15 protein-coding genes are annotated in these 14,850 nt (G+C 59.0%); all 15 read right to left on the minus strand.

Annotated features, from left to right (window positions below; translation table 11 throughout):
- Window positions 1–64 precede the first annotated feature (64 nt).
- Entirely contained in the window at window positions 65–697 is a 633-nt protein-coding gene (gene rnhB / locus AC07OT_RS03870; RefSeq protein WP_027604470.1) for a ribonuclease HII, read from the minus strand.
- Window positions 694–1,833: a lipid-A-disaccharide synthase gene (lpxB, locus tag AC07OT_RS03875; protein WP_495107536.1), complete on the minus strand. Its 1,140-nt coding sequence runs from the start codon at window positions 1,831–1,833 to the stop codon at window positions 694–696. Before lpxB ends, rnhB begins: the two co-directional genes overlap by 4 nt.
- 2 nt (window positions 1,834–1,835) lie before the next feature.
- A complete protein-coding gene (gene lpxA, locus AC07OT_RS03880) occupies window positions 1,836–2,612 on the minus strand; it encodes an acyl-ACP--UDP-N-acetylglucosamine O-acyltransferase (protein ID WP_027604472.1) in 777 nt (258 codons plus the stop codon).
- A complete protein-coding gene (fabZ, locus tag AC07OT_RS03885; protein ID WP_003172281.1) occupies window positions 2,609–3,049 on the minus strand; it encodes a 3-hydroxyacyl-ACP dehydratase FabZ in 441 nt (146 codons plus the stop codon). Before fabZ ends, lpxA begins: the two co-directional genes overlap by 4 nt.
- Before the next feature lie 110 nt (window positions 3,050–3,159).
- Window positions 3,160–4,215, minus strand: a complete 1,056-nt coding sequence (lpxD, locus tag AC07OT_RS03890; RefSeq protein ID WP_115485763.1) for a UDP-3-O-(3-hydroxymyristoyl)glucosamine N-acyltransferase — start codon at window positions 4,213–4,215, stop codon at window positions 3,160–3,162.
- Between the two features lie 3 nt (window positions 4,216–4,218).
- A complete protein-coding gene (locus AC07OT_RS03895) occupies window positions 4,219–4,722 on the minus strand; it encodes an OmpH/Skp family outer membrane protein (RefSeq protein ID WP_003219314.1) in 504 nt (167 codons plus the stop codon).
- 45 nt (window positions 4,723–4,767) lie between these two features.
- Window positions 4,768–7,155, minus strand: coding sequence for an outer membrane protein assembly factor BamA (gene bamA / locus AC07OT_RS03900; RefSeq protein WP_053137245.1), 2,388 nt, complete (start codon window positions 7,153–7,155; stop codon window positions 4,768–4,770).
- A 74-nt stretch (window positions 7,156–7,229) separates the two neighbouring features.
- Entirely contained in the window at window positions 7,230–8,582 is a 1,353-nt protein-coding gene (rseP, locus tag AC07OT_RS03905) for a sigma E protease regulator RseP (RefSeq protein WP_108573951.1), read from the minus strand.
- Window positions 8,583–8,636: 54 nt separating this feature from the next.
- Window positions 8,637–9,827: a 1-deoxy-D-xylulose-5-phosphate reductoisomerase gene (gene ispC, locus AC07OT_RS03910; protein ID WP_065938773.1), complete on the minus strand. Its 1,191-nt coding sequence runs from the start codon at window positions 9,825–9,827 to the stop codon at window positions 8,637–8,639.
- Window positions 9,824–10,633 carry a phosphatidate cytidylyltransferase gene (locus AC07OT_RS03915; protein ID WP_065938772.1) on the minus strand — a complete coding sequence of 270 codons (810 nt, stop codon included), beginning with the start codon at window positions 10,631–10,633 and terminating at the stop codon, window positions 9,824–9,826. Before AC07OT_RS03915 ends, ispC begins: the two co-directional genes overlap by 4 nt.
- A complete protein-coding gene (gene uppS, locus AC07OT_RS03920; protein ID WP_027604478.1) occupies window positions 10,634–11,389 on the minus strand; it encodes a polyprenyl diphosphate synthase in 756 nt (251 codons plus the stop codon).
- Window positions 11,390–11,406: 17 nt separating this feature from the next.
- Window positions 11,407–11,964: a ribosome recycling factor gene (gene frr / locus AC07OT_RS03925; protein WP_027604479.1), complete on the minus strand. Its 558-nt coding sequence runs from the start codon at window positions 11,962–11,964 to the stop codon at window positions 11,407–11,409.
- Window positions 11,961–12,704: a UMP kinase gene (pyrH, locus tag AC07OT_RS03930; protein WP_003172271.1), complete on the minus strand. Its 744-nt coding sequence runs from the start codon at window positions 12,702–12,704 to the stop codon at window positions 11,961–11,963. Before pyrH ends, frr begins: the two co-directional genes overlap by 4 nt.
- Window positions 12,705–12,915: 211 nt before the next feature.
- On the minus strand, window positions 12,916–13,779 hold the full coding sequence (gene tsf, locus AC07OT_RS03935) for a translation elongation factor Ts (protein WP_027604480.1): 864 nt from the start codon (window positions 13,777–13,779) through the stop codon (window positions 12,916–12,918).
- Between the two features lie 192 nt (window positions 13,780–13,971).
- Window positions 13,972–14,709, minus strand: coding sequence for a 30S ribosomal protein S2 (gene rpsB / locus AC07OT_RS03940; protein WP_003219330.1), 738 nt, complete (start codon window positions 14,707–14,709; stop codon window positions 13,972–13,974).
- Window positions 14,710–14,850 lie beyond the last annotated feature (141 nt).

Genomic DNA, 14,850 nt, shown 5'->3' on the forward strand with positions numbered 1-14,850 from the left:
AGAAACTTAGAAACAACAAGGCCCGGGATTGTACCGGGCCTTGGCAAAAACATCAGCCTTGCGACTAAACCTCGCTGAGGTTCTCGCGCAGCTCATAAGCCTGGCGCACCGGGGCAAACGAGCGCCGATGGATCGGCGTTGGGCCGAGACGGGCCAGGGCTTCCAGATGAACGGGCGTCGGATAGCCTTTATGGCCCCCGATGCCGTAGCCGGGGTAAATCAATTCGAAGGCAGCCATTTCACGGTCTCGGCTGACCTTGGCCAGGATCGACGCGGCGGCAATGGCTGGAACCTTGCTATCACCCTTGACCACCGCCTCAGCCGGCATCGCCAGCTTCGGGCAACGGTTGCCGTCGATCATCGCCAGTTTTGGAGTGATATGCAGGCCTTCAACGGCACGCTGCATGGCCAGCATCGTGGCGTGCAGGATGTTCAATTCGTCGATTTCTTCGACTTCGGCCCGGGCGATATGCCAGCTCAGGGCCTTTTCACAGATTTCGTCGTAGAGTTTTTCACGACGCGCTTCGGTAAGTTTTTTCGAGTCGTTGAGGCCCAGGATCGGACGGTTCGGATCCAGGATCACGGCCGCCGTCACCACCGCGCCACACAGCGGGCCGCGCCCCACTTCATCAACGCCAGCCACCAGTTCGTGGGTTTGGGCAACGAGGCTGAAATCCAGGCCTATTTGCGTGCTCATAAAGCGTCCTGTTTTTGGCCGATCAGGGTCAATACGGCGTCGGCCGCCTGGTTCGATGCATCACGGCGCAGGGTGCGGTGGATGTCGTCAAAACCACGGGTCTGTTCTTCGCCGCCGTCGATCAAGGGCAATAGGGTTTGCGCGAGGGCTTCGGGGGTTGCATCGTCCTGCAATAATTCCGGCACCAACAAGCGCTGGGCCAGCAAGTTGGGCAAGGAGATGTAAGGACTTTTGACCATGCGCTTGAGAATCCAGAAGGTCAGCGGCGCCAGGCGATAGGCCACGACCATCGGGCGCTTGTAGAGCAAGGCCTCCAAGGTCGCGGTACCCGAAGCGATCAGCACCGCATCACAGGCCGCCAGGGCCAGGTGCGACTGGCCGTCGAGCAGGGTCAATGGCAGATTGCGACCGACCAGCAGCGTCTCGATTTGTGCACGCCGTTGCGGGCTGGCGCAGGGCAACACAAAACGTACGCCGGGCTTCAAGGCTTGCAGGCGCTCGGCAGCCTCGAAAAACACGCTGGCAAGACGGCCCACTTCGCCGCCTCGACTGCCCGGCATCAGCGCGACGAGCGGGCCGTCGGGCAGGCCCAGTTCGGCACGCGCGGCTGCACGATCAGCCTGCAAAGGAATGCTGTCAGCCAGGGTATGCCCGACAAACCTTACCGGCACGCCCTTCTCCTCGTAGAACCTGGCCTCGAACGGCAACAGGGTCAGCATCAGGTCGCAGCCTTCGCGGATCTTCAACACACGTTTCTGCCGCCACGCCCACACGGACGGGCTGACGTAGTGCACGGTCTTGATTCCGGCCTGACGCAACTTGAGTTCGATATTGAGGGTGAAGTCCGGCGCATCGATGCCGATAAACACGTCGGGCTTTTCTTCGATCAGCGTCTGGATCAGCAGCTTGCGACGAGCCAGGAGCTCACGCAGGCGACCCAGCACTTCGACCAGACCCATGACCGACAGACGCTCCATGGGGAAGTACGACGTGAGGCCTTCGGCCTGCATCAGCGGCCCGCCGACGCCGATAAACTCCACCGCAGGGTGCCGGGCCTTGAGTGCCCGCATCAGACCTGCGCCCAAAATGTCGCCGGAAGCTTCTCCGGCCACCAGCGCGATACGCAGAGTAGCCATGATCAGCGAGTGATGCCGCGGGTCGACGCCTGGATCGAGTCACGGAACACCGCGACTTCCGGAAACAAGGCTGCCGGCTCGGCCAGTTGGATCAACGCCTGGTCTACCGTCAGCCCCTGACGGTAGACCACCTTGTAGGCACGGCGCAGGGCGTGAATCGCCTCTTCGCTGAAGCCACGACGGCGCATGCCTTCGAAGTTCATGCTGCGGGCTTCGGCCGGGTTGCCGAACACCGTGACGAACGCCGGAACGTCCTTGCCGATGGCGGTGCCCATGCCGGAAAAGCTGTGGGCGCCGATATGGCAATACTGATGCACCAGGGTAAAACCGGACAGGATCGCCCAATCGTCAACGTGTACATGGCCAGCCAACGCGGTGTTGTTGACCAGTATGCAGTGGTTGCCGATCACGCTGTCATGACCGATATGGGCATAGGCCATGACCAGGTTGTGATCACCCAGCGTGGTCTCGGCACGATCCTGCACGGTGCCACGGTGAATGGTCACGCCTTCACGGATGATGTTGTGATCACCGATTACCAGGCGGGTTTCTTCACCCTTGTACTTCATGTCCGGGGTGTCTTCGCCTACCGAGGAAAACTGGTAGATGCGGTTATGTTTGCCAATGCGGGTCGGACCCTTGAGGATCACGTGCGGCCCGATGACAGTCCCCTCGCCGATTTCCACACCTGCGCCGATGATCGACCAGGGGCCGACCTCAACGTCGGCGGCCAGTACGGCCGACGGATCGATGATTGCGCGAGGGTCAATCAAACTCATAGTTTGCGTTCCGCACAGATGATCTCGGCAGAGCACACCGGCTTGCCATCTACCGAGGCCTGGCATTCGAACTTCCAGATCTGGCGCTTGCAGCTGATGAACTTGGCTTCCAGGATCAACTGGTCACCCGGGGTAACCGGGTTGCGAAAGCGCAACTTGTCGGAGCCGACGAAATAGTAAAGCGTGCCGTCGGCAGGCTTGAGGTCGAGCATTTTGAAACCAAGGATACCGGCAGCCTGGGCCATTGCTTCGATGATCAATACGCCCGGCATGATGGGATGCGCGGGAAAGTGACCGTTGAAGAACGGTTCGTTGATGCTGACATTCTTGTAGGCACGAATGCGCTTTTCCTCAACATTGAGGTCCACTACACGGTCCACCAGCAGGAACGGGTAACGGTGGGGCAGGTATTCGCGAATCTCGTTGATGTCCATCATTTCGGGGGGAAGCCTGTAATAAAGATTGGGGGCGGGCGACTAAACGCACGCCCCGCTAGCAAATCAAGGAGGCAGTCTAGCGGCTGTGCACACTTGATATGGAAATGGTATCAGCCTTCTGATGAAGCATTACCGCCAGGGGTCACGTCCCCAACACGCTTTTCCAGCTGTTTGAGACGTCGAGCCATGTCGTCGAGCTGCCTCAAACGTGCTGCGCTCTTGCGCCATTCAGCTGCGGGCTGCATGGCGGTACCAGATGAGTAGGCCCCCGGTTCGGTAATCGAGTGGGTGACCATGGTCATGCCGGTGATGAAAACGTTGTCGCAAATATCGATATGCCCCACCAGCCCGACGCCACCGGCGAGCATGCAATGCTTGCCGATTTTGGTGCTGCCGGAAATGCCTACACAGGCGGCCATGGCGGTGTGATCGCCAATCTGCACGTTGTGGGCGATCTGGATCTGGTTGTCGAGCTTCACGCCGTTACCGATCACGGTATCGGCCAGGGCCCCGCGATCGACCGCCGTGTTGACACCGATTTCCACGTCGTCGCCGATCAATACGCCGCCGACCTGGGCAATCTTGTGCCAGACGCCTTTCGAGTTGGCAAAGCCAAAACCTTCACCGCCAATCACGGCACCCGACTGAATGACCACACGTTCACCGATACGCACGTCGTGGTACAGGGTCACGCGAGGTGCCAGCCAACCGTCGGCGCCGATTACACAGCGAGCACCGATAAAGCAATGCGCACCGACCGTTACACCGGCCGCGATGCGTGCACCGCTCTCGATCACCGCAAACGCACCGATGCTGGCCGCAGGGTCAACCTGGGCATCATCGGCGATAACCGCAGACGGATGAACACCACCCGCAGCCTTGGGCTTCGGGTCGAAAAGATGCGACGCCTTCGCGTACGACAGGTAGGGGTCAGCCACTACCAGGGCATCCCCGGCGTAACCCTCGGCGTCAGCGGCCTTCAGCAACACGGCTGCGGCCTGGCAGTCGACCAGGTATTTACGGTATTGGGGGTTTGCGAGGAAGCTCAACTGAGCTGGGCCAGCCTCCTGCAAGGTGGCTAGCCCAGTGATTTCCTTCTCCGGGGAACCACGCAAGGTGGCTCCCAGGAACTCGGCCAACTCGCCGAGCTTGATAGTCGCGGTCATGGCTTACTTCAGCTGGTTCATGCGCTCGATCACCTGACGGGTGATGTCGTATTGAGGCTTGACGTCAATCACTGCGCCACGCTCGAACACCAGGTCAAAGGCACCTTTCTTGATGACTTCTTCCACGGCGCTGTCGAGTTTCGGCTTCAGCTGTTTCAGCATTTCACGGTCGGCAACAGCTTTGGCTTCGTTGAGTTCCTTGGATTGGAACTGGTAGTCACGGGCCTTTTGCTTGAACTCAAGCTCCAGACGCTCGCGCTCGCCTTGCTGCATCTTGTCGCCACCCGCTACCAGACGGTCCTGGATACCCTTGGCGCTGCTTTCCAACGTCTTGAGCTTGGTCAGTTGCGGACCGAATTTTTTCTCGGCATCCACGGCGTATTTCTTGGCCGCATCGGATTCCAGCAGGGCCATCTGATAGTTCAGGACGGCGATTTTCATTTCGGCGAAGGCCGGGGTGGCTACCAGCACGGTGGCCAGCAGAACCAATTGAGTCAACTTACGCACGATGTACTCCTACAGAATCCGTTGTCGTTATCTTGGGTCAGACGCTTAGAACGTCTGGCCGAGGGAGAATTGGAAAATCTGGGTTTCAGCGTTATCCGGTTTCTTGATCGGCATGGCCAGAGCAAAGCTCAACGGGCCAAGCGCAGTCACCCAGGTCACACCGACACCCACCGAGCTCGCCAGGTTGCTGAGGCTCACGTCGTTGCACTCAGTCCGTGACTTCACGCCGCTTGGGTTGGTGATCTGTTCGCACTTGGAGTCGAATACGTTACCCACATCCCAGAAGACCGAAGTACGCAGGGACCGCTGATCTTTGACGAACGGCAGCGGGAACAGGATTTCCGCACCACCCTGAATCAACACGTTACCACCGAATGGCAGCGGGTCGTTGTCGGAGTCAGCGACGGTGCCCTGGTTACCGGTCACACCAACGCCACGGCTCGGAGTACCACGTGGACCCAGGGTGCTGTCCTTGAAGCCCCGCACGGAGTTGAAGCCACCCGCGTAGTAGTTCTCGTAGAACGGCAGCCCATTGGTGGAACCATAACCGTCGCCATAGCCCAACTCGGTGTGCAGGCGCATGGTGTAGTTATCGCTCAACGGCTGGAACAACTGGCCACGGTAATCGAGCTTGAAGAACGACAGGTCGCTGCCCGGCGTCGTTGCTTCCAGCGTCAGGCTCTGGGAGTGACCACGGGTAGCAAGCACGCCTTTGTTCAGGGTCGACTCGGACCAGCCGGCGGACGCCTTGAAGTTCAGGAACTTGTCGCCCTCCTTGCGAGTGAAGTCGAAGATCTCGTCCACGGTGTACACACCGGTCTTGATCTCATCCTGTTGCGCAGTCAGGCCGAAGGTCAGGCGCGAAGTCTCGCTGATCGGGTAACCGATGTTGGCGCCTACGCCCAGGCTGTCGATTGCATAGCTGGCTACGTCGACGTCAAGGTCTTTGTAGTCGGTGGTGCGATAGAAGGCGTTGTAGCCCAGGCTGACACCGTCCGCGGTCCAGTAGGGGTCGACATAACCGAAGTTATAACGGCTCTGGTATTCGCTTCGGGTCAGGCCGATGGACACCTTGTTACCGGTACCCAGGAAGTTGTTCTGGGTGATGGAACCACCGAGGATCAGGCCGGCACTCTGTGCGAAACCGACACTGGCGGTGATCGAACCCGACGCTTGCTCTTCCACGGCGTAGTTCACGTCAACCTGGTCATCCACACCCGGTACGGCTGGCGTTTCGACGTTCACTTCCTTGAAGAAGCCCAGGCGTTCAAGACGGGTCTTGGACTGGTCGATCAGGTAAGTCGATGCCCAGCCACCTTCCATCTGGCGCATTTCGCGGCGCAGCACTTCGTCCGCAGACTTGGTGTTGCCACGGAAGTTGATGCGGTTCACGTAGGCACGCTTGCCTGGATCGACGACAAAGGTGATGTCCACGGTGTGGTCTTCATCGTGGGGGGTAGGCACGCCGTTGACGTTGGCGAAGGTATAGCCTTCGTTACCCAGGCGACGGGTGATCAGTTCGGACGTGGTGGTCATCAGCTTGCGCGAGAACACCTGGTCTTTCTGCACCAGCAACAGGGCCTTGACCTGGTCTTCAGGCACTTTCAAGTCGCCGCTGAGCTTCACGTCACGAACCTTGTACTTCTCGCCTTCGTTGACGTTGACAGTGATGTAGACGTGTTTCTTGTCCGGGGTGATGGACACCTGGGTCGAAGCGATATCCATGTTGATATAGCCACGGTCCAGGTAGTAGGAGCGCAGGCGTTCCAGGTCACCGGAGAGTTTTTCGCGGGCGTACTTGTCATCGTTCTTGAAGAACGACAACCAGTTGGTGGTCTTGAGCTCGAACAGGTCGATCAGGTCTTCATCAGCGAACTTGGTGTTGCCCACCACGTTGATGTGCTGAATGGCCGCCACGGTACCTTCGTTGATGTTGACCTTGAGGCCGACACGGTTACGAGGCTGCGGCACGACTTCCGTTTCCACGGTCGCGGAGTAGCGACCCTGGGCAACGTACTGGCGCTGCAGTTCGTTACGCACACCTTCAAGGGTGGCGCGCTGGAAGATCTCGCCCTCGGCCAGGCCGGATTGCTTCAGGCCTTTCATCAGGTCTTCAGTGGAGATCGCCTTGTTGCCTTCGATCTCGATACTGGCGACGGAAGGTCGCTCGACGACGGTGATAACCAGGACGTTACCTTCGCGACCCAGTTGGATGTCTTGAAAGAACCCGGTTTTGAACAGCGCACGAGTGGATTCCACCAGGCGACGGTCATCAGCCTGTTCCCCGACGTTCAACGGCAAGGCACCAAAGACGCTACCCGCGGAAACCCGCTGGAGGCCGTTGACGCGAATATCGGAGATGGTGAAGGACTCGGCGTGAACTTCGGCGATCATCAATACGGTGAGAACCGCAGTTAGCAGCAGACGTTTCATGAAGTCCTTTCTTATTCCAACTGGCAATAAACAAACTGCCGCAAAATGCGGCAGATTCGCAATTCAGCGAAGCGTTACAGTCGACCCAGATCGTTGACCAAGGCTAATAACATCACCCCGACCACCAAGCTGATACCGATCTGTATCCCCCAACCCTGCACCCGATCCGACAAGGGGCGACCACGCACCCACTCGACCAGATAAAACAACAGATGCCCCCCATCCAATACCGGAATGGGCAGCAAATTCAGAACACCCAGGCTGATACTCAGATAAGCCAGGAAATTCAGGAAATCCGCGACACCCGACTGGGCAGAAGCGCCCGCCACTTTAGCAATGGTTATCGGTCCACTCAAGTTTTTTACCGAGAGCTCGCCGAACAACATTTTCTTGAGGGATTCGAGGGTCAGCACACTCATGGTCCAGGTGCGTTTTGCACCCTCGCCAATGGCCGCCAGCGGCCCGAAACTGACCTCACGCACCATCGAGGGCGGCCACTCCGGACTCTTAACGCCTGCACCCAGGTAACCCCCGGCCGCCTTGGCTTCCCCACGTACCGCCAGGGTCACGGGGACGTCGATTTGAGCACCGTCACGCTCAATTTTCAGCACAATCCTTGTATCAGGGCGTACACGTACCAGGTCGACCACCTGCTGCCACTCACTCAACGCCTGGCCATCGAGGGCCAGCAAGCGATCGCCGGTTTTCAGACCCGCGGCCTGGGCCGGCCCCTTCGGATCCAGCTCGGCAAGCACTGGCGGCAGCGCAGGACGCCATGGCCGGATGCCCAGGGACTTGATCGGATCAGGCTCGTCAGCGCCCTTGAGCCAATGGTCCAAGGCCAACGTGCGCGGGGTCTCGGCACTGGAATCCTGCTCACGCACCACGACGTTGACAGTGCCGCTCTCACCCAAACGACGGACCAGTTGCAAATTGACCGCGCCCCAACCCGTCGTCGGCTCACCATCAATGGAAACAATTTCCTGCCCTGCGACCAGACCTGCCTTGGCGGCGATACTGTCCGCCTCGACCGCGCCGATGACAGGACGCACCTGCTCGCTGCCGAGCATGGCCAGGACCCAGAAAAACAGCATCGCCAGGAGGAAGTTGGCGATCGGACCGGCCGCAACAATGGCGATACGCTGACGAACGGTCTTGCGATTGAAGGATTGGTCCAACTGATCGGCCGGCACTTCGCCTTCACGCTCATCGAGCATCTTGACGTAGCCACCCAACGGGATGGCCGCGATCACGAACTCGGTGCCGTGCCGGTCATGCCAGCGAACCAGCGGCATACCGAAGCCGACGGAAAAGCGCAGTACCTTGACGCCGCAACGACGTGCCACCCAAAAGTGGCCGAATTCGTGGAAGGTAACCAGCACACCCAGAGCAACCAGGGTGCCGACAATCATGTAAAGCGCACTCATCTAATTTCTCCGCATTCCAATCCAGTGCCCCAGGGCTCAATCGCGCCCACAAGACTAACGCGCGTTGCGGTTCAACCATTGTTCGGCCAAGGCGCGTGCCTTGGTGTCCGCCTCGAATACCGCGCCGAGGTCGTTCACCGCGACCACGGGCTCAAGACCCAGGACGTCCTCGATGATACTCGCGATCTGCGGAAAGCGGATGCGCCGTTCGAGAAACGCCGCCACGGCCACTTCATTCGCCGCATTGAGCATCGCCGGCGCGCTGTTACCCGCCTCCGCGGCCTCACGTGCCAGACGCAGGCACGGAAAACGTTGCTCGTCCGGCGCCTCGAAGTCCAAGCGGGCAATGGCAAACAGATCCAGTGGCGCCACGCCGGAATCGATTCGCTCCGGCCAGGCCAGGGCATTGGCGATCGGGGTGCGCATATCCGGATTGCCCAATTGAGCCAATACCGAGCCATCCACGTAGTCGACCAGCGAATGAATCACACTTTGCGGGTGAATCACCACCTCGACCTGCTCCGGTCGCGCATCGAACAACCAGCACGCCTCGATCAACTCCAGGCCTTTATTCATCATGCTTGCCGAGTCGACGGAGATCTTGCGCCCCATCGACCAGTTAGGATGAGCGCACGCCTGGTCCGGAGACACCTGCTCCAACTCCGCCAAAGGAGTTTGCCGGAAAGGACCACCCGACGCGGTCAGCAGAATCCGACGCACACCCACCTGGCCCAGGCCACGAGCAAAGTCGCCGGGCATGCATTGGAAGATCGCATTGTGTTCACTGTCGAGGGGCAGCAATACGGCGCCGCTCTTGCGCACCGCCTGCATGAAGAGCGCGCCGGACATCACCAGCGCTTCTTTGTTGGCCAGCAGGATTTTCTTGCCCGCATCCACGGCAGCCAAGGTCGGACGCAAGCCGGCCGCACCGACAATAGCGGCCACCACCGTATCCACCTCGGCATCGGCCGAGACCTGGCACAACCCCTCCTCCCCCACCAGCACCTGAGTGGCCAGCCCGGCAGCCCGCAGATCATCCTGCAGGCTCCGTGCCGCCGAACGCCCGGGCACCACGGCAAAGCGCGGCACGTGGCGCACGCACAGTGCCAGCAGTTCGCTGAGGCGGGTGAACCCGGTCAGGGCAAACACTTGATAGCGGTCAGGATGACGAGCGATCACATCCAGGGTGCTCAACCCTACCGAGCCGGTTGCACCCAGCACGGTCACTTGTTGCAGGCGGCTCACGAAGCGGTCATCCACAACAACACGGCAAAGATCGGGATGGCTGCGGTAAGGCTATCGATACGATCCAGCACCCCGCCATGACCCGGCAGCAGGTTGCTGCTGTCCTTGATCCCGGCCTGGCGCTTGAACATGCTTTCTGTGAGATCACCGACCACCGAGATAAATACGACGATGGCCGTGCCCAGCAGGGCCAGGAAGATTTCCTTCGCCGACCAGTCGCGCACCAGCCCCACCGCCAGGGTGATCGCCAGCGTCAACGCCAGGCCGCCATACACGCCTTCCCAACTCTTGCCCGGACTGACTGCCGGCGCCAGCTTGCGCTTGCCGAATGCACGACCAGAGAAGTAGGCACCGATATCTGCGCCCCAGACCAGCACCATCACCGCCATGATCAACCAGTTACCCATGGGCGAATTCTTGATCTCCACCAGCCCTTGCCAGGCGGGCAACAGAATCAGCAAGCCAATCACCAGCTTGCTGGCGACACTGGACCACTGGCCACTGCTGCGCGGAAAAGTCAGCACCAGGTAGGTCGCAAGCGCCCACCACAGCACCGCCGCCCCCAACACCCAAGGCACGATGATGCTCGACAGGGTGTGCATCAGAAACAGCAGCACCGCCACCACAAGGGCATACACCACACGCGGCAACTGTGCGTTGAAACCTGCCAATCGCGCCCATTCCCAGGCACCCAGGGTTACCACCAGGCCGATAAACAGCGCAAAGCCGGAGCCATCCAGCAGGAAAAACCCGCACAAGGCAATCGGCAACAGTATCAGTGCGGTGATGATTCGTTGTTTAAGCATTTAAACCCGGGCCCCAGCTTCGATCTGCTCACTCGTTTTACCGAAGCGACGCTGACGGGAAGCGAAATCGGCCAGCGCAGTGCGCATGGCATCGTGTTTGAAGTCCGGCCAGAACAGGTCGGAGAAGTACAACTCGGTATAGGCCAATTGCCATAAGAGGAAATTGCTGATGCGATGCTCACCACCGGTACGGATACACAAGTCAGGTAACGGCAGGTCGCCGGTCACCAGGCAGGTCTGTAACAGTTCAGGCGTGATGTCGTCCGGCCGCAGGTGACCGGCCTGCACTTCGCGGGCCAGTCGCTGCGCAGCCTGGGCAATGTCCCACTGGCCACCGTAGTTGGCGGCGATTTGCAGCACAAAGCGGTCAGTACCGGCAGTGATCGCCTCGGCTTCACGCATGGCCGCCTGCAGTTCCGGGTGGAAGCGCGAGCGGTCGCCGATGATGCGCAGGCTGATGTTGTTGTCATTCAGGCGCTTGGCCTCACGACGCAGCGCCTTGAAGAACAGATCCATCAAGGCACTGACTTCTTCGGCGGGCCGCTGCCAGTTTTCACTGGAGAACGCGAACAAGGTCAATACCTCGACCTTGGCCTCGGCACACACCTCGATCACAGCCCGCACCGCATCGACACCCGCCTTATGCCCGGCAACACCCGGCATAAAGCGTTTCTTCGCCCAGCGATTATTCCCATCCATGATGATCGCGACATGGCGCGGCACCACGGAGGGCACAGTCTGCTTGGTCTTTTCCATGAAGGCGTCCTGACCCCTTATACGGCCATCAGGTCCTTTTCTTTTTCGTCGGTTGCCTGGGTGATCTTCGCCTCGGCTTCCTTGGTCAGCTTGTCGATATCGGCGACGGCACGACGCTCTTCGTCTTCGCTGATTTCCTTGTCCTTGACCAGCTTCTTCAGCTCGCCCAAGGCATCACGACGAATGTTACGCACCGCAACCCGCGCATCTTCAGCCGCGCTGCGGGCCTGCTTGGTGAAGCCCTTGCGGGTTTCTTCAGTCAGGGCCGGCATGGAGATCAGCAGCAACTCACCCAGGTTGGTGGGGTTGAGGTTCAGGCCGGCGCTCTGGATGGCCTTGTCGACTGCCGCGAGCATGTTGCGCTCGAAGGCCACGACCTGCAGGGTGCGCGAATCCTTTACGGTAACGTTGGCCACGCCGCTCAGCGGGGTATCAGTGCCATAGTAGGGCACCATCACGCTGCCCAGGATGCTCGGGTGCGCCTTGCCGGTACGAATCTGGCCGAATGCGTGGCTCAGAGACTCCAGGGATTTCTGCATACGCGCTTGGGCGTCTTTCTTGATTTCGTTGATCATTGTTGGCCTTCCTCGATCAGAGTCCCTTCCGCGCCGCCGTGTACGATATTCAGCAGGGCACCGGGCTTGTTCATGTTAAATACGCGCAGCGGCATCTTATGGTCGCGGCACAGGCAAATAGCCGTCAGGTCCATCACGCCCAGCTTGCGATCCAGCACTTCATCGTAGGTCAGATGATCGAACTTCTCGGCATGCGGGTCTTTGAATGGGTCTGCGGTGTACACGCCATCTACCTTGGTCGCCTTGAGCACCACGTCGGCATCGATCTCGATGGCGCGCAGGCAAGCAGCCGAGTCCGTGGTGAAGAACGGGTTGCCGGTACCGGCAGCGAAGATCACCACCTCTTTGGCGTTCAGGTGGCGCATGGCTTTGCGACGATCATAGTGATCGGTCACGCCCACCATGGAAATAGCCGACATCACGATGGCCGAGATATTGGCACGCTCCAGGGCGTCACGCATGGCCAGGGCGTTCATCACAGTGGCCAGCATGCCCATGTGGTCGCCGGTGACCCGATCCATACCGGCCGCACTCAGTGCCGCGCCGCGGAACAGGTTACCGCCACCGATCACCAGGCCGACCTGTACGCCGATGCCGACCAACTGGCCGACTTCCAGCGCCATGCGGTCGAGTACCTTGGGGTCGATCCCGAACTCTTCCGAGCCCATCAGGGCCTCGCCGCTAAGCTTGAGTAGAATGCGTTTATAGCGAGCCTGATAACCACTGCCCTGCTGAGCCATTGCGAATCTCTCCTGCGGCGTATTTTTAAAAAATTCTTGGCGAGCCGTTTACGGCTTGCGTTCACTCTAGCTGGACGCTCTCACAGCGCCATCGGAACACGGCTTTGTAAGCCAGTTCCGAGGGTAAGCCAAATTAAATCGGCCTGCCCATTTGAAAAGAGGCTGCGCGCGTGAGCGGGCAGCCTCTTTCGGGCGACAGTTGAAAACTGTCTTATTGCTTGGCGGCAGCCAGCTGGGCAGCAACTTCTTCAGCGAAGTTGTCGACCGGCTTCTCGATGCCTTCGCCTACTTTGAAGTAAGTGAAGGAAACGATTTCAGCACCGGCTTTCTTGGCCAGTTCGCCAACTTTGATTTCAGGGTTCTTGACGAACGCCTGCTCAACCAGGCTTGCCTCAGCCAGGAACTTGCTGATACGGCCCTTGACCATGTTCTCAACAATGTTTTCTGGCTTGCCTTTGATTTTTTCTTCGTTCAGCTGCAGGAACACAGCTTTTTCACGCTCGATCGCTTCGGCAGAAACTTCCGAAGGCAGCAGGAACTCAGGGTTGCTGGCCGCTACGTGCATAGCGATGTCTTTGGCCAGCTCAACGTTGCCGCCCTTCAGGACCACTGCAACGCCGATCTTGTTGCCGTGCAGGTAACCACCGACAACATCACCTTCAACGCGTACCAGACGACGGATGTTGACGTTTTCGCCAACCTTGCCGACCAGTACCAGGCGATCAGCTTCTTGAGCGGCGATCAGCGGAGCGACGTCAGTCAGCTTGTCGGCGAACGCTTTTTCAACGCTGGCAGCAACAAATGCCTTGAAGTCGTCCTGCAGGGCCAGGAAGTCGGTCTGGGAGTTCACTTCCAGCAGAACAGCAGATTTGCCGTCTTCTTTCAGAGCGATAGCGCCTTCAGCAGCCACGTTGCCTGCTTTCTTGGCAGCCTTGATGGCGCCGGAAGCACGCATGTCATCAATGGCTTTTTCGATGTCGCCGTCAGCCTTTTCCAGGGCTTTCTTGCAATCCATCATGCCTTCGCCGGTACGCTCACGCAGTTCTTTAACCAACGCTGCAGTAATTGCTGCCATTTTCAAATTCCTCTTGGATAGGTTTTCAACCATTCCACCCGATCGAACGGGGGATCAATTCTTCCCGAACCACCCTTGTTAGCCGCTGCACGTTACAGGTGATGTAGCTGCGCTGCTGACAAATGGTTTTCGAGGTGGCAAAAAGGGGGCCAAGCCCCCTTTTTGCTTACTGAGTCAACGCCAGGGCGTCAATTACTCAGCTGCAGCTACCGGAGCTTCTTCAACGAACTGCTCGGTGCCACCAGCAACGTGGTTGCGACCACGGATGACAGCGTCAGCCATCGAACCCATGTACAGCTGGATAGCGCGGATGGCGTCATCGTTGCCTGGGATGATGTAGTCAACGCCTTCCGGGCTGCTGTTGGTATCGACTACGCCGATAACAGGGATGCCCAGCTTGTTGGCTTCGGTGATCGCGATGCGCTCGTGATCAACGTCGATAACGAACAGTGCGTCAGGCAGACCGCCCATGTCCTTGATACCACCCAGGGAACGATCGAGCTTTTCCAGGTCACGAGTGCGCATCAGCGCTTCTTTCTTGGTCAGCTTGGCGAAAGTACCGTCTTCGGCCTGCACTTCAAGGTCACGCAGACGCTTGATGGAAGCACGGATGGTTTTGAAGTTGGTCAGCATGCCGCCCAACCAGCGGTGATCGACGTACGGCGAACCGCAACGTGCTGCTTCTTCAGCAACGATCTTGCCAGCGGAACGCTTGGTGCCGACGAACAGGATCTTGTTTTTGCCCTGGGCCAGGCGCTCTACGAAAGTCAGAGCTTCGTTGAACATTGGCAGGGTTTTTTCAAGGTTGATGATGTGGATCTTGTTACGCGCGCCGAAAATGTATTTACCCATTTTCGGGTTCCAGTAACGGGTCTGGTGACCGAAGTGCACACCGGCCTTCAGCATATCGCGCATGTTGACTTGGGACATGATAGTTCCTTAATAAGTCGGGTTTGGCCTCCACGTATCCCAATGACCAACCAGCGGCATCAAGGCCTCCGGCACCCAGGTCATCGTGTCGACACGTGTGTGGATTTAAGCTTTTCGGGGTATCCCCGGAAAGCGGCGCAT

The sequence above is a fragment of the Pseudomonas sp. GW821-FHT09C10 genome, assembly GCF_059418085.1.